This is a genomic window from Methylocella tundrae (assembly GCF_038024855.1).
GTDB classification, from domain to species: domain Bacteria; phylum Pseudomonadota; class Alphaproteobacteria; order Rhizobiales; family Beijerinckiaceae; genus Methylocapsa; species Methylocapsa tundrae.
The window spans coordinates 3,877,050-3,897,584 of sequence record NZ_CP139089.1; the positions used below are offsets into that span (position 1 = coordinate 3,877,050).

General features: G+C 60.7%; 16 protein-coding genes and 1 tRNA gene. 8 read left to right on the forward strand and 9 right to left on the reverse strand.

Going from position 1 to position 20,535, the window contains the following annotated elements; genetic code table 11:
- Nucleotides 1-114: 114 nt before the first annotated feature.
- Complete coding sequence (locus SIN04_RS20050; RefSeq protein ID WP_134492146.1) at nucleotides 115-1,065, reverse strand: 1-phosphofructokinase family hexose kinase; 951 nt, start codon at nucleotides 1,063-1,065, stop codon at nucleotides 115-117.
- 772 nt (nucleotides 1,066-1,837) lie between these two features.
- Here SIN04_RS20050 and SIN04_RS20055 point away from each other — a divergent pair.
- Together SIN04_RS20055 and SIN04_RS20060 are read left to right on the forward strand one after the other, a co-directional pair.
- A complete protein-coding gene (locus SIN04_RS20055; RefSeq protein WP_134492148.1) occupies nucleotides 1,838-2,290 on the forward strand; it encodes a hypothetical protein in 453 nt (150 codons plus the stop codon).
- A gap of 159 nt (nucleotides 2,291-2,449) precedes the next feature.
- The gene (locus tag SIN04_RS20060) at nucleotides 2,450-3,526 is read left to right on the forward strand and encodes a hypothetical protein (RefSeq protein WP_134492150.1); all 1,077 of its coding nucleotides are present in this window, start codon (nucleotides 2,450-2,452) and stop codon (nucleotides 3,524-3,526) included.
- Between the two features lie 276 nt (nucleotides 3,527-3,802).
- On the opposite strand, the gene SIN04_RS20065 is transcribed toward SIN04_RS20060, so the two are convergent.
- Nucleotides 3,803-5,470, reverse strand: coding sequence for an AMP-binding protein (locus SIN04_RS20065; RefSeq protein ID WP_134492720.1), 1,668 nt, complete (start codon nucleotides 5,468-5,470; stop codon nucleotides 3,803-3,805).
- A 430-nt stretch (nucleotides 5,471-5,900) separates the two neighbouring features.
- On the opposite strand from SIN04_RS20065, the gene SIN04_RS20070 reads away from it, so the two are divergent.
- A complete protein-coding gene (locus SIN04_RS20070) occupies nucleotides 5,901-6,197 on the forward strand; it encodes a GYD domain-containing protein (protein ID WP_134492152.1) in 297 nt (98 codons plus the stop codon).
- A 40-nt stretch (nucleotides 6,198-6,237) separates the two neighbouring features.
- On the opposite strand, the gene SIN04_RS20075 is transcribed toward SIN04_RS20070, so the two are convergent.
- The 5 genes from SIN04_RS20075 to SIN04_RS20095 form a co-directional block, all read right to left on the reverse strand.
- Nucleotides 6,238-6,594 (reverse strand): Mth938-like domain-containing protein, encoded by a 357-nt coding sequence (locus tag SIN04_RS20075; protein WP_134492154.1) that lies wholly within the window; start codon nucleotides 6,592-6,594, stop codon nucleotides 6,238-6,240.
- Between the two features lie 49 nt (nucleotides 6,595-6,643).
- Complete coding sequence (locus SIN04_RS20080) at nucleotides 6,644-9,499, reverse strand: AMP-binding protein (RefSeq protein ID WP_134492722.1); 2,856 nt, start codon at nucleotides 9,497-9,499, stop codon at nucleotides 6,644-6,646.
- Nucleotides 9,500-9,863: 364 nt separating this feature from the next.
- Nucleotides 9,864-9,940 (reverse strand) — tRNA-Met (locus SIN04_RS20085).
- A gap of 117 nt (nucleotides 9,941-10,057) precedes the next feature.
- Nucleotides 10,058-10,735: an HAD family hydrolase gene (locus SIN04_RS20090; protein ID WP_134492156.1), complete on the reverse strand. Its 678-nt coding sequence runs from the start codon at nucleotides 10,733-10,735 to the stop codon at nucleotides 10,058-10,060.
- Nucleotides 10,736-10,838: 103 nt separating this feature from the next.
- Nucleotides 10,839-11,273: a DUF1236 domain-containing protein gene (locus tag SIN04_RS20095; protein ID WP_134492158.1), complete on the reverse strand. Its 435-nt coding sequence runs from the start codon at nucleotides 11,271-11,273 to the stop codon at nucleotides 10,839-10,841.
- A gap of 486 nt (nucleotides 11,274-11,759) precedes the next feature.
- On the opposite strand from SIN04_RS20095, the gene SIN04_RS20100 reads away from it, so the two are divergent.
- From SIN04_RS20100 to SIN04_RS20110, 3 genes are all read left to right on the forward strand, one after another.
- Complete coding sequence (locus tag SIN04_RS20100) at nucleotides 11,760-12,662, forward strand: DnaJ C-terminal domain-containing protein (protein WP_134492160.1); 903 nt, start codon at nucleotides 11,760-11,762, stop codon at nucleotides 12,660-12,662.
- On the forward strand, nucleotides 12,663-12,944 hold the full coding sequence (locus SIN04_RS20105) for a chaperone modulator CbpM (RefSeq protein WP_244605917.1): 282 nt from the start codon (nucleotides 12,663-12,665) through the stop codon (nucleotides 12,942-12,944).
- 768 nt (nucleotides 12,945-13,712) lie between these two features.
- Nucleotides 13,713-14,924, forward strand: coding sequence for a TIGR03862 family flavoprotein (locus SIN04_RS20110; RefSeq protein WP_244606014.1), 1,212 nt, complete (start codon nucleotides 13,713-13,715; stop codon nucleotides 14,922-14,924).
- Between the two features lie 143 nt (nucleotides 14,925-15,067).
- Here SIN04_RS20110 and SIN04_RS20115 read toward each other — a convergent pair whose 3' ends face one another.
- Complete coding sequence (locus tag SIN04_RS20115; protein ID WP_134492164.1) at nucleotides 15,068-16,423, reverse strand: APC family permease; 1,356 nt, start codon at nucleotides 16,421-16,423, stop codon at nucleotides 15,068-15,070.
- 222 nt (nucleotides 16,424-16,645) lie between these two features.
- Entirely contained in the window at nucleotides 16,646-17,509 is an 864-nt protein-coding gene (locus tag SIN04_RS20120) for a prephenate dehydratase (protein ID WP_134492166.1), read from the reverse strand.
- Nucleotides 17,510-17,834: 325 nt separating this feature from the next.
- Here SIN04_RS20120 and SIN04_RS20125 point away from each other — a divergent pair, with 325 nt between their 5' ends.
- Complete coding sequence (locus SIN04_RS20125) at nucleotides 17,835-18,380, forward strand: c-type cytochrome (protein WP_134492168.1); 546 nt, start codon at nucleotides 17,835-17,837, stop codon at nucleotides 18,378-18,380.
- A 258-nt stretch (nucleotides 18,381-18,638) separates the two neighbouring features.
- Complete coding sequence (locus SIN04_RS20130; RefSeq protein ID WP_134492170.1) at nucleotides 18,639-20,528, forward strand: extracellular solute-binding protein; 1,890 nt, start codon at nucleotides 18,639-18,641, stop codon at nucleotides 20,526-20,528.
- Nucleotides 20,529-20,535 lie beyond the last annotated feature (7 nt).

Here is a 20,535-nt window from a genome sequence, read left to right on the forward strand (position 1 = left end):
AGCTTACAATGGCTCTCCAGTGTTCCGCTCAGCTATTCCAGTTTCCGTTCAGGCGCATCAGATCTTGAGAAAGAGACGGAGCAGTAGACAGCGCCGTGTTTAGGCGCCAGCCGGCTATCCCGCGCATATGTTAAAGGGCCGACACATCTGAGCGAAAAGACGCTCTGTATCCTGGCGGGCGCATAACTCGGTCCCCTGCCTCATGACCGCCGCCGCGCCCGCCGCCGTTCCGAAGCAAACCGATTCCTCGATCGACCGTCCACGCACGAGGCTAAGAACGATACCCGCCACCATACTGTCGCCAGCGCCGACCGTGCTCCTGACTGGCACCTTGATCGGACCAAAGCGCCGGAATCCTTCTGCGGTCGCGAGGAGCGCACCGGCGCCTCCAAGAGAGAGGACAACGATCTCGCTGCGCGCTTCCTTAATGAGTTCGCGCGCCGCGATCTCCTGCCGCCGCTCGTCGTCAATCTCCCTTCCCACCAGCTCCTGCAGTTCTCGGAGACTCAGCTTGAGGAGGTAGATGTTGCCATGACCAGCTTGGCGCAACGCCTCGCCAGATGTATCGACAATCAGACGGGCGCCGAGTCTCTTGGCCCGCTCAGCGAGACGAGCATAGAAGTCAAAAGGTACTCCCGGAGGCAGGCTGCCGCTGCCCACAATGTAGGCGGGTTTTGGTTCAAGCGACGAGATCTGATCGAGACAGCGTTGCTGTTCAATCTCCGTCAGGGTCGGCCCGGCCATGATGAACCGAAACTGCTGGCCCGTTTGCCGCTCGTCGACTGTAAAGCTTTCGCGCGTCAGCCCTGCGATCGCTAGAGAACGATAGTCAATCTTTTCCTCTTTCAGAAGCTGCTCCAACCGGACTCCGGTTGGACCGCCGAGGGGAAACACGGCGATCGCGTCGCCGCCGAGCAATCGCACCGCGCGTGCGACGTTGATGCCGCCACCGCCAGGATCATATCGCGGCGCCGTGCAGCGGAGCTTCTCGCCAGGAATTACGCGCTCGGTCGCTGCATTGATGTCCAATGCCGGATTCATGGTCAATGTGGCGATTGCGTCCATTGGAAGCTCCGTGGCCCCTAGCGGAGCAACTGTAACGTTTGCATCAAACGTTTGATAGGTGTGAGCACCTGATCATAGTCGGTTGCCTAGACGCATGGATTCGCGTCAGTTAGCGCAGCCACAAAGTCTGCGGCGTCGCTTACCCTATCTTTGTCGAAGGCTCTCTCGATCGGTCAGAGCGAAGGATAATGACGCCGCGATGACATGAAAGCAGATTTACCTTGGTCCCAATCATCCACATGCTCGCCATAATTGCAACGCTGACGGCGGCCTGCATGGGCCGCTACCTGGCCTGGTTCATGCGATGCTGCGGGCCTCAGGCGCTTCACCCACGGGTCGGCCGGCGCACTTAGCGCTCGTCCAAGTCATGCCGCAGACGGGGCTCAGGGGTCGGCGGGGGTGACAGCGCTGCGGATCGCGGACGTCTGCCCTGCGCGACTGATCATGCAGCGTTCATGTCCCGTCACGGCAAGGGCTCAAGAACCCGCGAGGTCCCGTTCAATCTGACCGCGCGAAGGGCCGTAAGTCCAGTGGACATGGTCAGAGGCGTACGGCCTCGCTCCCAAATGATTCCGATCTGTGGCGCGACTGGAAGCCCCCAAAACGGCAATCTAAGCCTCGAAATCAAGGATGTCGGCTCAAAATGATGGCGCGGGACAATCCATTGGGTTAGGATTAATAGTTAGTACGGTATGCTCAAATAGCAATATCGAAAGCGGATGGCAAACCCACGCCAAACACAACTCGTGTTGGTAAAAAGAGGATATCGTGCATGTCTTCTATAGATGATTTGATGAAAGATTTGGTCGAATGGAATAAACAATTCAAGCCGCATTGGGACTATTGGGTAGATGTTGTGATTGCATCTAATCAAGCAGATGGAACGGTAAGCGTGTATCTTGGCAAGGCTAGCTATACCCATCCCTGGCTCGACAGCTCAACCGAATGGCTTTTTGGATCGCATGGCTCACTGTTCTTTCCAACGAAGTACGGCGAAGGAAAGGGGTATCACGCGAATTTTAACTGGGTCAATAGCCACTCACAGCCACCATATGGCAAGCTTGTTGTGTACGGCGATGATCAAAAGACAATTACAGAAACTGTCATTATTGGAAATTTGGTGCTGTCTAACGGTATGTTGTCTGGTATTGGCGCCCGCGCCAACCAAGTCACAGCAACTTACGTAATCAGTTTTCAGAAAGATCAGGGCGAAATTATCTACTGAAGAAAGTTTCTCCCTGCAGATCCGGGGGGGCTTTTATCCATGTGAGCCGCCTAAAGCGGCTGGACGCGGACACCGGCGCGCCCGTACCCATCGGGCCTAAATTCCCCGAGAACGCCTTGCAGCTCAACCGCAGTCATTAACCCCGGCCTAGGAAAACCAATGACCGTGACGCCAAGTTCTGTTCGGGATCTGCTAACTTACGCTGAACTCTCCGAGATCGAGAAAGCGCCCCTGATCCCGACAGGCCGATATCCGACTTGGTATCCTATCTTTTATGATGAGCCGAAGACAGTCGAGTTTCTGACGAACCAATCTGTCGCGCTCGTGGCCAAAGCCGGGGGCATCGACTGGCTTCGCGCACTTCATGGGCGTCTCACGCGCCTTGAAGATCCTGAGGACGCGGCAGCGGCGTTGGCCGAACTTCGTGCGTACGGCGGGTTGCTGCATGCCGGTTTTGGCGTAAGTCCCATAGCGCAATCGGAGGTGGCCGCACCCGAGTTTTCTGTTGATGCTGGAGACGAGTTAATTGTGGTCGAGGTGTTCACAAAGCACCAATGTGGCGCAGACAAGCACCTTCTGGGCGGAACGCCTCCGGGCGTCGAGCATTTCGCGACCAAAGGGGAACACGCGACCATTGAGACAACGGTTTCGGTGTTGCAGCCCGGCGGCGCTCCCGATCCGACGAGGCCTCCTCATAGCGTTCGGGCTGACTTGATCAGCCGCGTGTGCGCAGCCAGGGGCGATGAGACGCAACTCTCTGACAAAGCCCCTTCATTGCTCTGGATTGACTTCAGAAGCTTCGGCCTCTGGCCCGAGGCCATGAAGCTAGAGCAGGCCGCTCCCCTCATTTCCGGACGTGACGGGCTCACTTCAGGCGCATTATGGTATGCGTTCTATGGCTGGCGCGGCGCTCCTGTTTTCGAGGATTGCTTTTTTCCGCGCGATCGCGTGGCGCCCATGGAACATGATGGCCGCTTCCGGGTTACGGGAGAAAAAAAGACCAAGCTATCCGGAGCCATCTTGGTCGTGTCTGATGGCCTGATCTTGCTTGAAAATCCGTGGACCGCTCACCCGCTATCCGATCGCGCGCGGGGTCTTTGTGAGCGCCTTCCATGTTTCGATCTCGGCAGAGCGGTGTGCAATTGGTCCCCAGGCGATGCCCTGGCCCTAACTGATCTTGGACGTCACCAGATTGAAGCGATGGAACATTGGCGAGAGGTGTTCGAAGGGGACTAAGCCTGTGCCAGGCATTGACGCGTAGGGGTCCTGTTCTAGCTCTGGCGATCTTTCCCGGCGCCATGCTGCCAATAATCTTGTCCTCCTTGCGCCATGAATAGACAGTGTTGGTGATCGCGCAAACATCGCTTACGTAGCCCTCATAGTTGATTCTTGGTCATCATCGATGGTTACGGCTGAAGCCAATGAACGGCAAACGGGCCGGCGACGTGGCAATGCCTTATCAACGCTTGCCAAGGTGAGACCAACAGCAAGGCCAAAGATTTCGCGCGCCGATCAAGGCTCGCCTTCACGAAGAACTCGCCGCAGGACTTTGCCGATGGCCGATTTAGGCAAGTCGTTGCGAAACTCGATGTGACGCGGAACCTTGTACGCGGCCAAACTCTTGCGGCAGTGGGCGACCAAATCCGCCGCTGTGAGATTGGCGTCTTTCTTCACGACGAAGATCTTTACGGCTTCACCGGAATTGGCGTCCGGTACGCCCACCGCGCCCACATCTAGGACGCCCCGGTGCATCACCACTACCTCTTCCACCTCGTTCGGATAGACTTTGAAGCCCGAGACCACAATCGTGTCCTTCTTGCGATCGACAATTCGGATAAATCCCTTCTCATCCATGACGGCGATGTCGCCGGTGCGCAGGAATCCATCCGGCATTATCGCCTTGGCGGTCTCGTCAGGACGTCTCCAATAGCCCTTCATGACTTGGGGACCGCGCACGCATAGTTCTCCGGCTTGGCCGATGGGTAGATCGTGACCTTGATCGTCACGGATCGCGACCTCGGTCGAGGGCAGGGGGAGGCCGACGGAACCGTTGAATTGTCGAAGATTGAACGGGTTCATCGTCACGCCGGGCGAGGCCTCCGTCAGGCCATAGGCCTCGATGAGCGTTGCACCGGTGATCTTTTTCCATTTCTCGGCGACCGCCTGATGCAACGCCATTCCCCCGCTGAGGCAGTTGCGCAAGTGCGAGAAATCCAGCTTGCTAAAGTCCGGATGGCGAAGCAAGGCGTTGAATAGCGTATTCACGCCGGTGATGGCCGTGAATGGATGCTTCCTCAACTCCTTCAGCAATCCGGCGATATCGCGCGGATCTGTGATCAGGACATTGGCGCCGCCGAGCTTGACAAAGATCAGGCAGTTCGCCGTCATCGCAAAGATATGGTAGAGCGGCAACGCGGTGATTACGATTTCGTCGCCTTCTTTAAAAAAGGGCCTCATCCAGGCATGGGCCTGCTGAAGGTTCGCCAGGATGTTGCCGTGCGTGAGCATGGCGCCCTTGGGAACGCCCGTGATCCCGCCCGTGTATTGTAGGAAGGCGATATCGTCATGCCCTAGCTTCACCGGCCTCCACTCCAGCGACTTGCCCTGCTTTAAGGCCGATCTGAAGGAAACCGCCCCGGGGATTCGCCACGCCGGGACCATTCTTCTCACGAACTTGACGACGAAATTGACGATGACGTTCCTGGGGAGGCACAGCATATCGCCGATTTGCGTGGCGATCACATGCTTGATCTCGGTCCCGGCGATGACTTTCTCGAGAACCCAGGCGCGGTTCTCAAGGATAACGATGGCCTCAGCCCCCGAATCGTTCAGCTGGCGGGCCAACTCTCTGGGCGTATAAAGAGGATTGCAGTTCACCACCGTGTAACCGGCCCTGAGGGCGCCGAACAGGGCAATCGGGTATTGCAGGATATTCGGCATCACAAAAGCGACTCGGGCGCCGGGTTGCAGTTTCAGCGCCCCTTGCAGGTAGGCGCCGAAATTGCGCGACAAGCGATCGAGCTCACGATAGGTGATGGCCTGGCCCATGTTGACGAAAGCTGCGCGCTGCCCGAAACTGGCCACGCTCCTGTCGAACAGTTCGCCGAGCGAATGGTACTCGTCGACATTCACTTCAGCAGCTACGCCGGCCGGATAGCTTTTCAGCCAGATCTTCTCCATCATCCTTACCGTTCTTGAAAACCCTCCCTGCAGGGAGCGGTCACAATAGCTCTGTCGCATCGCCAATGAGAGCACGTAAAAAATCAGTTAGCATATCAGGTTCAAATCTAGCGACGATTTCGCGCTACGGCTGCATCGCCGAGGCCTTGCAGGCTCCCGCGAGTTCTTGCTGGTAAGTTGGCGCTGGACGTTGAAGATATTATGGATCGCTGCATGGGTGGAAACAGCAAGGGCACGGTCAGAACACATGGGCGTGCTCATGTGATTGTGCGCCCGAGCGACCGAAGCGTTATTCTTCGGCGTCGGGATGAAGAAGCAGCGTGATCCGAAAACTGTGAGAAAAATCGTCGACGAAGTCGGCCTTGACTGGAACGAATTGCCCAGTCCGGCGTCTCGCGTCTGATGTCTGAACTGAAAAGAGGATATCGCCATGCTGACTTTCGTCATGCTGACGCGCCTCAGCTCGGAGGCAGTGCGCTCGCCCGAGGCGCTTGAGGACCTTGAACGCCAGGTCATGGAGCGCGTGCGGAAGGAGTGCCCCGATGTTGAGTGGGTCAACAGCTACGCAATACTAGGACCTTGCGATTATTTGGATATATTCCGCGCCAAAGACATCGAGACAGCTAGCAAGGTGTCGACCCTGGTCCGCACCTTTGGCCATGCCCACACCGAAATTTGGACGGCGACCGAGTGGGGCCGCTTTAAAGAGATTGTTCGGACCCTTTAGGGGCGCGCTTGAGCGCCGCCATCGCATTCGAAGGGCCAATTTAACATGTGACATGCATGAGGCCGATCTTTTTCTCCCGTGAGTGGTTGAATGATTGAATGGCGTCGGGCGTCGGCTCCACTATGACGCGGCAACCCTTCTTTTCGAAATATGCGCTGGCCTCCGGAGACGGGCGCACATTCCCTTCTTGACCGGCGCCGATGATCAACAAATCGCAGCCTTCCTCGAAGATAGACTTCGCCTCCGCTTTCGATATGATGTGGGAAGTTCCATACTGCTCTTTCGAGAGCGCCTTTTGCCGCTTTTTTACTTTGCCGGACAGACGAATGACCACATCGTGCTCATAGGTTTTCCCACCGATCGTGATGCTCCCGAATTGGGTTCTGTCGATATGCATTTTTTCACTCCGGACAGGCTTTGCCTCCACCCTTTGCTTCCTCTGCAGCCTATGAGACAGAGGGCTTCATCAACTCACCAAGGTCAGGTTCTCCACAACGAGACAATATGATTTTGCGCACCGCATCGCGCAACTGCACAACTGCCTTGAAATCCGTGCCCGACGGCATAACCGGCTGCCCAATCTCGACGGTGACCGCACCGCGCCGGGGAAACCATTGATCGCTGCGCAGTATCGATCGGGTGCCGCGGAGGATGCCCGGCAGGACAGGAAGGTTCGCCTCAGCCGCCGTCTTGAACGCCCCAAGATAGAACTCGGAAAGGCCTACCCTTCGGGTGAAAGTGCCCTCCGGGAAGAAGACCAGGATGCGGCCTTTATGCGCAAGAGCGATTAACTCCTCCGCATCTGCAAGACTGCCGGACATGTCATAGCGCTCGACGAATGGTATTTCGAGACGCCGCAGGAGTGGGCCTGCGATAAATTGCGTGAACAATTCTCTTTTCGCAACGATCGCTGGCTCGCCCGGGAGAACCGCAGCGAGGATGAGAGAATCCACATAACTGGAATGATTGAACACAAGCATCGCGCCTCGGCTTGGAATACGGTCGATGCCGCTCGTCGAAAGCTGGACTCCCATCGTTGAAAGCGCCCTGCGTCCAATCCACCGGAGAGCGGACCAACGCCAGGCGAGGCGAGGCAGGATGAGCACGGCAAGCGATCCCAATAGGAATGCGCCGATAAGCACAGTCCACCACCAAGCTGCGTATATGGTTTCGCGCGACGCTCGCGCCAAGCGCCTAATCTGGGGGCCAACGCCGGACAGCGCCAAGCGAAGAAGCTGCCACCTTAGGGCTCGTTGTTGCGGACCGATATGGCCGCTCTCGTAAATCTCCTTGGCCGCGCTACGGCGGATCTTGCCGCTCGAGGTCTTCGGCACCGTGCGCGGCGGCGCGAGGATGATTTCATCGGGCGGCGTTCCCGCGATGTCGGTCGTGATCTCGTGCGCGCGCGCCTGCAGCCCCGCGCGCACCGCCGGGTCGGTCTCCCGAGTCTCCGCGAGGACAACGAGGCGCTCGGTGCCAGAGCTTCGATCGGTCGCGCCAAATACGGCGACCCCGCCCTTGCGAATTCCAGCGATCTCAGCCACGCCCTCCTCTATTTCCTGTGGGTAGAGGTGACGACCGGCGCGAATGATGATGTCTTTGATGCGACCGGTGATGTAAACGTCGCCTCCCGCCATATAAGCACGGTCAGCACTGTCGAGCCAACCATCGTGAAAAAGTTCGCGTGTCTTGGTTTCGTTGCGGAAGTAGCCACGCGTTGTCGAAGGTCCACGGAACTCGAGCCTTCCTTCCTGTCGTTCGCCGAGTTCGTAACCCGCCTCGTCGACGATGCGAATTTCGTGGTTGGGTAGCGGCTGGCCGCACGCTACAATTTCGAGTGGCCTAGAGTTTTCGGAGCTTGCCGGCTCGGCCAACCCTTCGGTGCTCAGCCGATTGCGGTTGACACGGTCGATAAGAGGCGGGCGGCCACGCGGCGGAAATGCGAGTCCCACTGAGCTTTCGGCAAGACCATAAACCGGCGCCATGGCGCACGCGGGGAAACCATAGTGACCAAATCGATCGACGAACCGGCGTAACGTCTGGGCGCTTACTGGTTCTGCGCCATTCGGAACCATGCGCAATGAGCTAAGGTCTAGTCCTTCAAGGTCAGCATCGGCAATCTTGTTCAGGCATAGCTCGAACCCGAAATTGGGAGACGCGGAAAGGGTGGCGCGAAAGCGGTGAATCGCCCACAGCCAACTTTCGGGCCGCACGAGGAAACTCAATGGCGACATGACATAAAGCGCCGCGGCAAAGTGCAGACATCCCAGCCACGCGCCTATCAGACCCATGTCGTGATAAAGCGGCAGCCAACTGACGAAGACATCGGCCGAGCTCGCGTCCATGACTCCGCCCATCGCTCGAATGTTGGCAAGCAGGTTGGCGTGACTGAGCACCACGCCTTTCGGATCGCCAGTGCTGCCGGATGTATACTGAATAAGCGCGACCGAATTGGGATCATTAATAGGAGGCAGATCGACCGGTGGCGGGGAAGCCTCCAGGTCCCCAACGCTCACGATAGCGGTTAAGCTCTCGACTTGCGGACGGAGCAGTGCGGCGAGCCGCCGCCCCTCCGGCATTGTTATCAGCATGCAACTGCCGGCATTACGCAGAATGCCGGTCTGGCGGCGTAGATGATCCTCGAGTTGCGACAGCCGCATGGGCGGATAGATCGGCACTGGAATGGCGCCGGCGCAAAGGATGCCGAAGAATGCGATGAAAAAGTCGATGCTGGTCGGCAGCATCAAGGCAACGCGATCCGCGGGCGCGATGTCGCGCCCGATCAAGCCGCGTGCGACGTTGTGTGCTCTGGCTGCGAGTTCGGCGTAAGTCAGTGCGCCAAGAACCGTCGCCTCGTCCTGTAGCACAGTAAGATGCAGACGGTTGGGATGTTGCGCTGCATGCCACTCAAGAACCTCGACCAGAGTTTGCGCCTGGTTCGCGGCCGGCACGGCCGGCAGGGCAGAAACCGGCACCGATTCTAGCGCCGTCCGCTGCCGCCTAGGTCCGGCTTGTTCCAGGGCTTGCTGAAGGTCACGGACGGTTTCCGCCTCGCCAATGGTCTGGGCAGGCAGGCGGACGCGAAACGCGCGCTCGATCCGTAGGATCAGCTCGGTTCGGCCCAGGCTATCGATCCCGAGATCGCGCTCGATCCGGCTTGACGGTACGATGTCGATGAATCTGACGCGCTGCGGATGCAGCTCGCGCACAAGCTGCGCAATGACCTCGATCAGGTCACGCTCGCGTATCTCCCGCTCGGTCACCGCGGTGAGAGAATTTGTTTGACTAGGCTGCTCCGGCATAAAAAAATGATTAAAATCTTTGAGGAACTCAGGCATTGACCTGAATTAAGCTTTCGATCGTAACTGACTTATAACTGAAAACGCGAAGAAAAAGATATCTTCCAGCATCCTTCCCGCCGTAGTGGCCGGTATTCAGAAATTGTGATGGACGGGCAACTGGCGCGGCTTCAGGACGCCTTGGCTGGCGGCATTGACGCTGGCGACTCGGAAGCGGCGGAGCCGATGCGCGGTTTGGGCGAGACTGTGACGGTCTCCCGCGACGCGTCCCGGCCCGGCGGCGTCCTAGTCGAGATTGCCGGATGGCTAACGGCGCTTCTCGGCGAGCAGGCCTACCCCAATCAGGTCAAAGGAGTGTGGGGAAGGATGGTAGCGGAGGAGGGACTCGAACCCCCGACACAAGGATTATGATTCCTCTGCTCTAGCCGGCTGAGCTACTCCGCCCCGCGCGCTGCAATGAAGCGCGACGAGGCGTTGGCATAGGCATGCGGGCGAATTGTGTCAAGCAGGCAGTTCAGCGCCTCGCGCCGGCCGGTGTTTTGCCGCCGTCGCGAGCCCGGCCTATGCGCGTCCCGCCACCTCGTCGATGCGCTTCAGCATGTCGGCGGGGTCTTCATAGACGCGATAGGCGCCGGCGCGCTCCAGCTCTTCCTGGCCATAACCTCCCGAGAGAAGGCCAATGCCGAGGCAGCGCGCGCGCCGGCTCGCCAGCATGTCCCAGACGCTGTCGCCGACGACGGTCGCCGTAAGCGTTTCGACGCCAAGGCGCGCCGCGGCGGTGAGAAAAAGATCAGGGTCGGGTTTGGCGTATTTCACCTGATCGCGCGTGACCACGACGACGCGCTTTAAATCGACGCCAAGCGTTTCCAGAACGGGAGCCGCCGTCTCCATGCGTCCGCTTGTCGCGATCGCCCACGGAACGCCGGCCTCGGTCAGATAGGCGAGCAGCTGACGCGCGCCGGGAAGAGGGCGGATGGCGTCCGCCCGGCTGCGATAGGCCTCGGCATGGCGCTTTTGCAGCCGTTCGATGCGCTCCGGGCTGATTTCGAGTTCAGTTTCGCGCAGGAGCATATGCGTGAACAGGCCGCCGCTCATGCCGATCTTGCGGTGGATGCGCCAGATCGAAAGCTCGATCCCTTCCGCCTTCAAAGCCTCGTCCCAGGCCAGCACATGCTGGTAGACGCTGTCGACCAGCGTGCCGTCGAGATCGAACAGAAACGAGCCTTGAGGGCTTTGCATGGCTTTCCGTCAGTCAGTTTCACCTAACCCGAAGGGGGGCGCCGTTCGAGAGGCGGAGCGAGCCCGATCGAATCACATGCATGAGTCGACCGGGCAAAGCCGCTCAGGCGGCCGATATGACCTGGACGATGCGGCGGCTGCGCGAATCAACCAGAACGATCTCGTTGTTCACGACCGAGAAGCTGTAGCGCCTGTCGACGCCATATTCCGGCGGCACGGCGTAAACGGTCAGCCCTCTCGGCAACCTTTCCCCGATCCTGACCGGACCGCGAATCGTCTGCGAAGGCACGTTCCCCTCGCGCACATAATCCTGAAGCGTCGGCCAGTGGGCCGCGCCGAAGACGGCGTTGCCGACGCCGCCGACGCCGCCGATGACGCCGCCAGCGACGCCGCCGAGAACTGCGCCGACCGGGCCGCCGGAGCGGGCGCCCTCAGCGGCCCCGCTCTGGATGCCGCTCGAGAGGCTCTGCGCCTCAGCCGCGAGCGGCGTCAGCAGCAGGGCGAACAGAACGCTGCGAAGAAGAAGTTTGGTTTTCATCACGATTTTGTCCCTTGCGGATGGACGGACTCTGCAACGCTGTCGGTGTCGCGGGCACGCCGGTCACAACGGCCCCACTCCGGCTGCGCTACAGGTCCGGGCCGTGAGGCGTTTGGCGTCTTCCGACCTGCCAGAAGGCTCGAACGTCACAACATGCCTGCTTGGTCAAGCACGTTTGGCGCGCCTCTTCAAGCATTTGGCGCTTCAGCGGAACGGCATCGCTCGCTTCGCGGTCAAAACCTTGTGAAGGGCTGTTTTTGGACCAAAATGTCAGGGGCGGCCGATCGGAAAGCCGGGCCTTGACCGACAGGGCCGGTTCGATCAACTAAGCGCAGGGCGGCGCGCCGGCATCGCCCGGCGCCGGAGGGCGTCGCTCAATCTATTGCTTAAACGCTTTTTGGCTGACACAGCCGCACTTGTTTCCGCCATCATGCTGGCCGCCGGCGGAAAAGCGCCGCGCTGCGACGAAAACTTCAAGGAGAAGCCGTGAGCAGAGATCCATATGAGGTCCTCGGCGTCGAACGCAACGCATCAGCGGCGGATATTCAGAAGGCCTATCGCAAGCTGGCGAAAAAGCTCCACCCCGACCTCAATCCAGGCAATGTCAAAGCCGAAGAGGAATTCAAGGAGGTTGCCTCGGCCTATGGTCTGCTTGGCGACGCCGATAAGCGAAAGCGGTTCGACAATGGCGAAATCGACGCCTCTGGCGCCGAGCGGGCGCCTCAGCAATACTATCGCGATTACGCTGGCGCGGGCCCTGGCGCCAATCCTTACGCCAATGAGTCGGCCTACGCTGACTTCATGGACGATGAGACGCTGGCGAGCATCCTGCGCGGCGCCCGCCGGCGCCAGGCGGCCGGCCGCGACATTCATTATCACTTGCCCGTCGATTTTCTGACGGCGGTCAATGGCGGAACGGCTCGCGTCGGATTGCCGGACGGCGCGACGCTCGACGTCAATATCCCGGCGGGGGCGCGGGAAGGGCAAATTCTTCGGCTGCGCGGAAAGGGCGAGCCGGGTTTCGGCGGCGGCCCGCCCGGTGACGGGCTTGTCGAACTGGAGGTGCGGCCCCACCCGTTTTTCGCGCGCGAGGGCGACGATGTTCACCTGACCTTGCCGATCAGCCTCGCAGAGGCCGTTCTCGGCGGCGAGGTCAAAGTCCCAACGCCGACCGGCGCCGTCAGCATGAAGGTGCCGAGGGGCGCGAACTCCGGCGGCAAGCTGCGCCTCAAAGGCAAAGGGGTCGCGCGCCCGGACGGAAGCCGCGGCGACGAATATGTCACCTTGAAAGTCATGCTGCCTGAAAAGAGCGATCCGGAGCTTGAATCATTCGTGACGAACTGGGCCGCGGGGAAAGCTCAAAACCCGCGTGCCGGCATGGAGGCCTGAATGATTGACCGACAGCAGTTCCTGATGCGGGCGCGCCTCGAAGCGCACACGCTTGAAGCCTGGATCGAGGAGGAATGGCTGATCCCGCGACGCGAGGGCGAGGCCGAAGATTTTTCCGAAACGGACGTCGCGCGGGCGCAACTCATCCGCGATCTCAAGACGGATATCGGCGTCAACGATGAAGCCGTCGCGGTCATCCTCCATCTGATCGACCAGCTTCACGGCTTGAGGCGGACGCTTCAGGAGGTGCTGCGCCAGGATCGCGTTCAGACGGGCGAATGATGCAAGCCCGATCAAGGGCGCGCCCTTGATCGCAAAAAAAAGCCCATCGCGCCTTCAAACTCTTCCGAGAGGCCTCCCGTCCTGGCCAAAAATTTCGATAATGTATTTTCCAGCGTTCCGCTGGTCGCCTGAAATCACATAGATAAAATCATCGTTCGGATCGTTCGCCTTGACGATTGCGATAAATTGCGCGGCGTCGTCCTCAGAATCGAAGACTCGGTCTCTCATTAGGGGACGAAATCCTTGGCTGTGCGGGCGGATCCGCGCCGCGTTGTTGCGACAGTGCCTGACGCAGCTTGCGCCAGCATGGCGGATCGGTGATCCGCCTGGCGTCAATTCACAGCAGGCATCGCCTTAGCCGCGCCAGACCCAAATACGCCTCAAATGCGCGTGATCTGCCGGGGTCTGTCGCGGCCGCTCTCCCGCGTCTCCCGCGCGAGAAGGTCAGCGGCGCAATCCTTCGCCAACCGGGCGAGGAGGCGCGGGGCTCGATCCTTCAGGACGGCGCCAGCGGCGAAACGGCTTTGCGCGGGGAGGCGCTCATGCTAGAGCATTGTCGCCTCCTTATCTTTCTGTTTTCTCGTCTCCTTTTTTGAGGCGAAGGCACGTCTTGTCTTGAGGCGAAGGCATGTCTGAGGCGAAGGCATGTCTGAGGCAAGGCATGTCCGCTTCGCCTCGAACGCCCTCGAGGCTTCAGGAAAGCTGTTTCCCGTGTCGCTCGCCGCTCGACCGAATGTGATCATTATCGGCGCCGGGCCGTCCGGTTTGATGGCGGCCGAGGTTATCGCCTCGGCGGGCGTCGGCGTTACGATATTCGATCGGATGGCGGCGCCTGGACGCAAATTTCTGCTGGCCGGCCGCGGCGGCCTCAACATCACCCATAGCGAGGATTTCGAGATCTTGCTGACGCGCTATGGCGACGCCCTGCCGCGCCTGCGCGACGCGCTCGAACAGTTTTCGCCGAAGGTGCTGCGCGCCTGGTGCGAGGGCCTTGGCGAATCGACCTTCATCGGTTCGAGCGGGCGCGTCTTTCCGGCCAGATTCAAGGCCTCGCCATTGCTGCGGGCGTGGCTGAAGCGTCTCGCCTCGCTTGGCGTTGTCCTGAATTCCCGGCACGAATGGCGGGGATGGAGCGATGAAGGCGCCGCCATCCTCAAAGGTCCCGAGGGTCAGTTCGAGGTCGCCGCCGACGCGACCATTCTGGCGCTCGGTGGGGCGAGTTGGCCGCGTCTTGGCTCGGACGGCGGCTGGGTCGCGGCGCTGGAGCGCGCGGCCATCGCAACGGCGCCGCTGCGGCCCGCCAATTGCGGATTTGTGGTCAACTGGTCAGATCATTTCAGGGATCTTTTCGAGGGCGCTCCTTTGAAGGGCATCGCTTTGTCCTTTGGCGAAACCAGCGTGCGCGGAGAGGCGATCATCACCCACGCCGGGCTCGAAGGCGGCGCGCTTTACGCCTTGTCCGCGGCGCTGCGCGAGTCCGTCGCCGCTTCGGGGGAGGCCGTTTTGCGCGTCGCGCTGCGGCCCGATCTTTCGGTTGCGGAGCTGGAGCGGCGCATAGAGGCGCGAGACCCGAAACAGTCGTTTTCGACCTTCGCCCGCAAATCGCTCAAGCTTGCGCCCGCCGCGATCGGCCTTTTGCACGAGAGCGCGAGACAGGGTCTGCTCCCCCTCTCGGCGATGGACCCCGCGCGACTTGCCGGGTTCATCAACGCCGCGCCGGTTCGCCTCAAGGGGGTCGCGCCGCTGGCGCGGGCGATCTCGACGGCGGGCGGCGTTCTCTTCGATGAAGTCGACAGCAATTTCATGCTGGTGCGGCGCCCTGGCGCCTTCGTCGCCGGAGAAATGCTCGACTGGGAAGCGCCGACGGGCGGCTATCTCCTCCAGGCCTGTTTCGCCACGGGCGCAGCCGCGGGACGCGGCGCGCTTCAGTGGCTCTCGAAGCAAACGGGCGCGCCGGAATCTTTCGTCTCAAGAACTTGAAGAGACAACGCAGGGGCGCCGCTCCGGGCGTCAAAACTCATCCAGCGGATCTGGCCGATGACCGGTTCCTGCCCTTCGCGGAAGCGCGGCCAAGAGTTCTCGATGATGGAGTTGAAACGAAGTGGACATTTGGGAACGAAGGCCTATGCGCGTGAGATCACGGTCTGCCGCCGCAATGAATAAAGGGTTCCCGTGGCGAGCAGGCCCACAAAGACCAATGGAAGCACATTCAGCGGCGCGGCCGGGATTGGATAGACCGAACCGAGCAGCACGTAGCCAAGCACAATGAGCGCCGCCGCGGAAAGGACCACATGGCCCACGCGCAATTGGCCCGCGCGGCGCAGGAAGATCGGCGTCGATACGCAGGCCAATCCATAGGCGATCACGCAACCGAAGGTGCCAAAGGTGCCGAGCCAGTCGTAGATGTCGAGCGGCTTGGCGAATGTCGCCAGCGCCAATGCCGTCGCCATGATCAGGAAAGCGGACAGTCCGACCGCGCGCGTCGGCGCGGATCGACGGCCAAGCCGCGCTAGCGCGGCGGGTATCGCGTTTTGCTGCGCGAGGGCGAAGGCGATGCGTGAGGAGGCGACCATCGTGGCGGTCGCGCAGGCAAAAAGGCTGATGGCCGTGCCTATCGAGACCACGGCCCCCAGACCCGGCCGATCGAGAGCGCGGGCGAGATCATCCAGCGGCGCGTCGCTGGTGGCGACGGCGATGCCGTAATGATTGAACCCGAGCACAATCACGTAAGCCGAAAATACGAAGAACACGCCGGCCAGCACAGGGGTCAGGATCAACACGCGCGGAATGTCGCGCAGCGGCTGCTCGGCCTCGTCCCCTAACGTCGCGGCCGCCTCGAAACCGACGAAGCTCAGCACGCCGATCAGCAGCGCGCTGCTCATGCCCGAACCACGAAGGCCGGTGAGACGCAGCTGCGCGAGATCGACGGCGACGCCAAGGCGAACGAGGATCGTTATGCCGAGGACGACGACGAGCAGGATGGAGATGATCTCGAGCGCCAGCATCAGGACGGTTGAAAGCCGAATGTCGCGCAGCGCAAATAACACGGCCACGCCGCCTACGAGGGCTACCCAGAAAATCAACGGCAAGGAAATTCGCGCCGCTTCGAACAGCGTAGACACGTAAGCGGTGCAGCCCGCGAGCGTCGCCACTGAAAGTGCGAGGTAGACCAACAAGAGAATCCATGCCGTGATCAGCCGCCCGACGGGACCGAGGCCATGGCCGACGAACTCCGACAGCGATCCCGCCCCGGCAAACGTCCGGGCGAGCGGCGCCAGGTTCAGCGCCACCAGCAGGATGGCGAGCGTCGCGACCAGAAAAGCCAACCAGGTCCCGCTGCCCGCCGCGGCGAAGACGAGGGCGACGTTGATCGTCGGGGTCGTGGTCGGCGCAACGCCGGCCACGGACTGGCCAAGCACCCCGAGAAATCCGACCGATCGGCGAAGGCCAGCTTTCTTGGTGGTCGTTTGCAATTTCATGGGCGCACCTTTGACGCCTCCGCGTTGCGCGGCGTGCGTTTGGACCTTAGCGCCGAACCCTAACCAAAACGCTACAGGGCCGGCGGCCTGCGGCGGCCGTCGGCTTGGCAGAGTCTATTTTTTCAGTAAGCCGCCCTCTCGCGCAAAGCGACCGTCGCCACAAAGACGCGCCAATCATCGGGACGGCGACGCCCAACGCCGACGATCCGGCGCGTTTATACGCTAAAGGTCGGGATCAAGCGTCTGGCTCAGGATCCGGTAGGGATGGGCGCGATAGACGCCGAGAATTTTCAGTTCCTTGCAGAAAAAGGCGAGTTCTTCCAGCGCGCGCGCCAATGCCGGCTCGTCCGGATGGCCGTCGACGTCGGCCAGAAACTGCGTCGCCGTGAATTGTCCCTCGACCATATAGCTCTCGAGCTTCGTCATGTTGACGCCATTGGTCGCGAAGCCGCCGAGCGCCTTATAAAGCGCGGCCGGCACGTTGCGCACCCGAAAGACGAAACTCGTAACGGTCGGCTCGTCTGAGGGCTCCGCCCAGCGCGGCGTCTTGGACAGAATGACGAAACGCGTCGTATTATTCGGCTCGTCTTCAATGTCCCCGGCGAGAACCTCAAGCCCATAGATGTCGGCGGCGAGCGATGTCGCGATCGAGGCGCGCGCCGGATCGCCCCATTCGGCGACTTCCCGGGCGGAGCCCGCCGTATCGGCTGAAACATGCGGCGAAAGGCGCAGCTTGCGGATGATTTTGCGGCACTGGCCGAGCGCATGAACATGGCTGTGAACGGATTTGACGTCGCCAAGCTTCGCGCCCTTAAGGCCGAGCAGCTGAAAATGGATGGGGAGAAAATATTCGCCGACGACATGAAGGTTGGCGCTTGGCAGCAGGTGATGGATATCGGCGACGCGGCCGGCGATCGAATTTTCGATCGGAATCATGCCAAGACCCGCCTCGCCTTCAGCGATGGCGCTGAGCGCGTCCTCGAAGGTGTCGCAGGCAAGCGGCTCCCAATCCGGATAGACGTTTTGGCAGGCGATATGGGAATTCGCGCCGGGCTCGCCCTGATAGGCGATTTTTCGAACAGTCATAATCTCGAAAACCTTGTCGCTACCTGAAAAACCGAAGCTGCCGCAGCCTATGGCATGTTCCGGCCGCTCGCGGGAAGCTCTTGTTGGAGCGGAGGCCGGAAAATGGGCGCCAGGGCGCGCCAAAACGCGTGTTTGCCCTTGCGCTCCAGATGGCGGCGGGACAAAAAGAAGTGCGTGGCGGAGCCTTGACGATATTGTTATGGAAGCCGTAACGCAGATAGACTATGCAGCGTCCAAGCTGATGGAATCATGATCAGCGTGACGGCCCGGCTCGCCCTTTCAGGTTCGAGCCTGGCCTAAAATGGATGAAGGGTGGAGGGCGCAATTGTTTTCTTTCGAAACCAACAAGATCGCCGGAGCTATCCTTGGCTCGCTTCTCCTGGCCATGGGGCTCGGGGTCATCGGCCAGATGATTTTCTCCCATCCGCCGCTCGTCAAGCCCGGCTATGATCTGCCCGCGCCCGCCGAGGCTACCGAAGGCGCGGCGGCCACGCCCGCGGTTGCACCGCTGCCCGCGCGCCTCGCCAAGGCCGACGTCTCCAAGGGAGAGGCCAGCACCAAGGCCTGTCAGGCCTGCCACAATTTTGAAAAGGGTGCTGGCCCCAAGGTCGGTCCGCCGCTTTATGGCGTCGTCGGCCGCCCCAAAGGCTCGATCCCCGGCTTTGCCTATTCCGACGCGATGAAGGCCAAGGGCGGCGACTGGACCTATGACGATCTCGATCAGTTCATCGCCAATCCCAAGGGCTTCGTGAACGGCACGAAAATGGCGTTCGCAGGCGAGCCCGATCCGCAAAAACGCGCCGACATCATTGATTATCTGCATACTTTGTCCGATAGCCCGGTTCCGCTTCCGGCGGCGGCGGCGAAATAGGACGCCGCGGCAAAGCTCTGGCTCTCTCCGGGGGCGAAGGCGGGGCGAACAGCCCCTGATTGATCCAACGCCGGGTTTGCGCCCGGCGTTTTGGTTTATTTGCCTTGGCGAGCGTCATCATAAAACCTAGATAGGGTGCTCGTTGAGTTCATGGCCGAGCCTCGCGCGGCTCTGAACCTTGGAGCTGAACGCGCCACGGCGCCCGCCTCAGCGCGGAAAGCTTCGCAGGTTCAGCGCAGCCGGCGGCCGCATATCGGGATGGTTTTATTGCCCAATCCTTTTTGCTTCTCTCGTCGCTCGTTTCTGCAACTCTCCGCCGGTGGTCTCCTCCTACCTCCATTCATGTCCGGCCGCGCCGGAGCGGCGACGGAAGCCGGCGAAGTTCACGGCCTCTCCGTCTTCGGCGATCTGGCGCTTCCCGCGGACTTTCCACATTTCGCGTATGTCAATCCCAACGCGCCGAAAGCCGGTCAGATGGTGCTGCAGGTCAGCTCGACCTCGGGCAACCAGAACTTCACCACCTTCAACACGTTGAACGCCTACATCCTGAAAGGCGACGGCGCGGCCGGCATGGGGCTGATTTTCGATACTCTGATGACCGGGAACGCCGACGAGCCGGATTCCCTCTATGGTCTCGCCGCCCGCGCCGTGAAAGTCTCGGCCGACAAGAGCGCCTATCGCTTCCTGTTGCGCAAGGAAGCGCGATTCCATGACGGTTCGCCGCTGAGCGCCGAGGATGTCGCTTTTTCCCTGAACGTGCTGCGGACCAAAGGCCACCCTTCGATCCGCCAGGCACTGCGCGACATCGACGCCGCCGAGGCCGAAGCCGACGACATCGTTCTCGTCAAGCTAAAGCCCCATCATAGCCGCGAAGCGGGTTTGATCGTGGCGGGACAGCCGATCTTCAGCGCGGCGTATTACAAGACGCGCGAATTCGACGCGACGACGCTCGAACCGCCGCTCGGCTCCGGAGCTTACAAGGTCGGGCGGTTCGATCAGGGCCATTTTATCAGCTTCGATCGCGTCCCCGATTATTGGGGCAGGGATCTGCCGGTCAATCTCGGCCAGGCGAATTTCGACCACATCCGGTTTGAGTATTTCGCCGACCGTAAAGTCGCGTTCGAGGCGTTCAAGGCCGGGATTTTCACCTTCCGCGAGGAGTTCACCTCCGCCGTCTGGGCGACCGGCTATGATTTTTCAGCCGTCAAGGAAGGACGCGTTCAGCGCGCCACGCTGCCGGACGAGTCGCCGATGGGAACGCAGGGCTGGTTCCTCAACATGCGGCGCGACAAATTCAAGGATCCGCGCATAAGGCAGGCGGTCGGTCTTGCTTTCGATTTCGAATGGACCAACGCCAATATCATGTATGGCGTCTATTCGCGCACCACCTCTTTCTTCCAGAATTCGCCGATGGCGGCGCAGGGAAAGCCTTCGCCGGAGGAACTCGCCCTGCTTGAGCCCTACCGCGGCGAGATCCCCGCTGAAGCCTTTGGCGAGGTCTATGCGCCGCCCGTGTCGGACGGCTCAGGGCAGGATCGCGAGTTGCTGCGCCGCGCCAATACTCTGCTGATGGACGCCGGATGCAAGCGGCAGGGCGCGGCGCTGATGCTGCCGGACGGAAAACCGTTTGAAATCGAATTTCTCGATTTTGACGGCGCTCTCGAGCCGCATACGGCGCCTTTCATCAAGAATTTGAAGCTGCTCGGAATCGAGGCGCGCTATCGCGTCGTTGACGCCGCGCAATATAAGCGCCGCACCGACGACTTCGATTATGACGTCGTGACCTCGCGCTTTGGGCTCGGCCTGACGCCGGGAGAAGGCATGCGCGCGACCTTTGGATCTGAAGCCGCCGATTTGCCCGGCTCACGCAATGTCTCAGGCATCAAGAACAAGGCGGTGGACGCCCTGGTCGAGCAGGCGCTTGTCGCCGGAACGCGCGAGCAGCTGACTTTCATCTGCCGCGCCATCGACCGTATCCTGCGGGCCAGCTACCCTTGGGTTCCGATGTGGAACAAGCCTAATCACCTCGTCGCCTATTGGGACGTCTTCAGCCGCCCGGAGCGCAGTGGAAAGTATGATATCGGCGTCGTCAACACATGGTGGTACGATGACGAGAAAGCCAAACGCATCAATTTCGTCAGCCGCTGACGAGGCC

Coding starts and splice junctions, on each gene's coding strand:
- SIN04_RS20070 (WP_134492152.1), top strand. CDS start 5,901: ATGCTGACTTTCGTCATGCTGACGCGCCTCAGCTCGGAGGCAGTGCGC.
- SIN04_RS20080 (WP_134492722.1), bottom strand. CDS start 9,499: ATGCCGGAGCAGCCTAGTCAAACAAATTCTCTCACCGCGGTGACCGAG.
- SIN04_RS20115 (WP_134492164.1), bottom strand. CDS start 16,423: ATGAAATTGCAAACGACCACCAAGAAAGCTGGCCTTCGCCGATCGGTC.
- SIN04_RS20120 (WP_134492166.1), bottom strand. CDS start 17,509: ATGACTGTTCGAAAAATCGCCTATCAGGGCGAGCCCGGCGCGAATTCC.
- SIN04_RS20105 (WP_244605917.1), top strand. CDS start 12,663: ATGATTGACCGACAGCAGTTCCTGATGCGGGCGCGCCTCGAAGCGCAC.
- SIN04_RS20060 (WP_134492150.1), top strand. CDS start 2,450: ATGACCGTGACGCCAAGTTCTGTTCGGGATCTGCTAACTTACGCTGAA.
- SIN04_RS20090 (WP_134492156.1), bottom strand. CDS start 10,735: ATGCAAAGCCCTCAAGGCTCGTTTCTGTTCGATCTCGACGGCACGCTG.
- SIN04_RS20095 (WP_134492158.1), bottom strand. CDS start 11,273: ATGAAAACCAAACTTCTTCTTCGCAGCGTTCTGTTCGCCCTGCTGCTG.
- SIN04_RS20110 (WP_244606014.1), top strand. CDS start 13,713: ATGGCGGCCGAGGTTATCGCCTCGGCGGGCGTCGGCGTTACGATATTC.
- SIN04_RS20065 (WP_134492720.1), bottom strand. CDS start 5,470: ATGGAGAAGATCTGGCTGAAAAGCTATCCGGCCGGCGTAGCTGCTGAA.
- SIN04_RS20075 (WP_134492154.1), bottom strand. CDS start 6,594: ATGCATATCGACAGAACCCAATTCGGGAGCATCACGATCGGTGGGAAA.
- SIN04_RS20055 (WP_134492148.1), top strand. CDS start 1,838: ATGTCTTCTATAGATGATTTGATGAAAGATTTGGTCGAATGGAATAAA.
- SIN04_RS20050 (WP_134492146.1), bottom strand. CDS start 1,065: ATGGACGCAATCGCCACATTGACCATGAATCCGGCATTGGACATCAAT.
- SIN04_RS20130 (WP_134492170.1), top strand. CDS start 18,639: ATGGTTTTATTGCCCAATCCTTTTTGCTTCTCTCGTCGCTCGTTTCTG.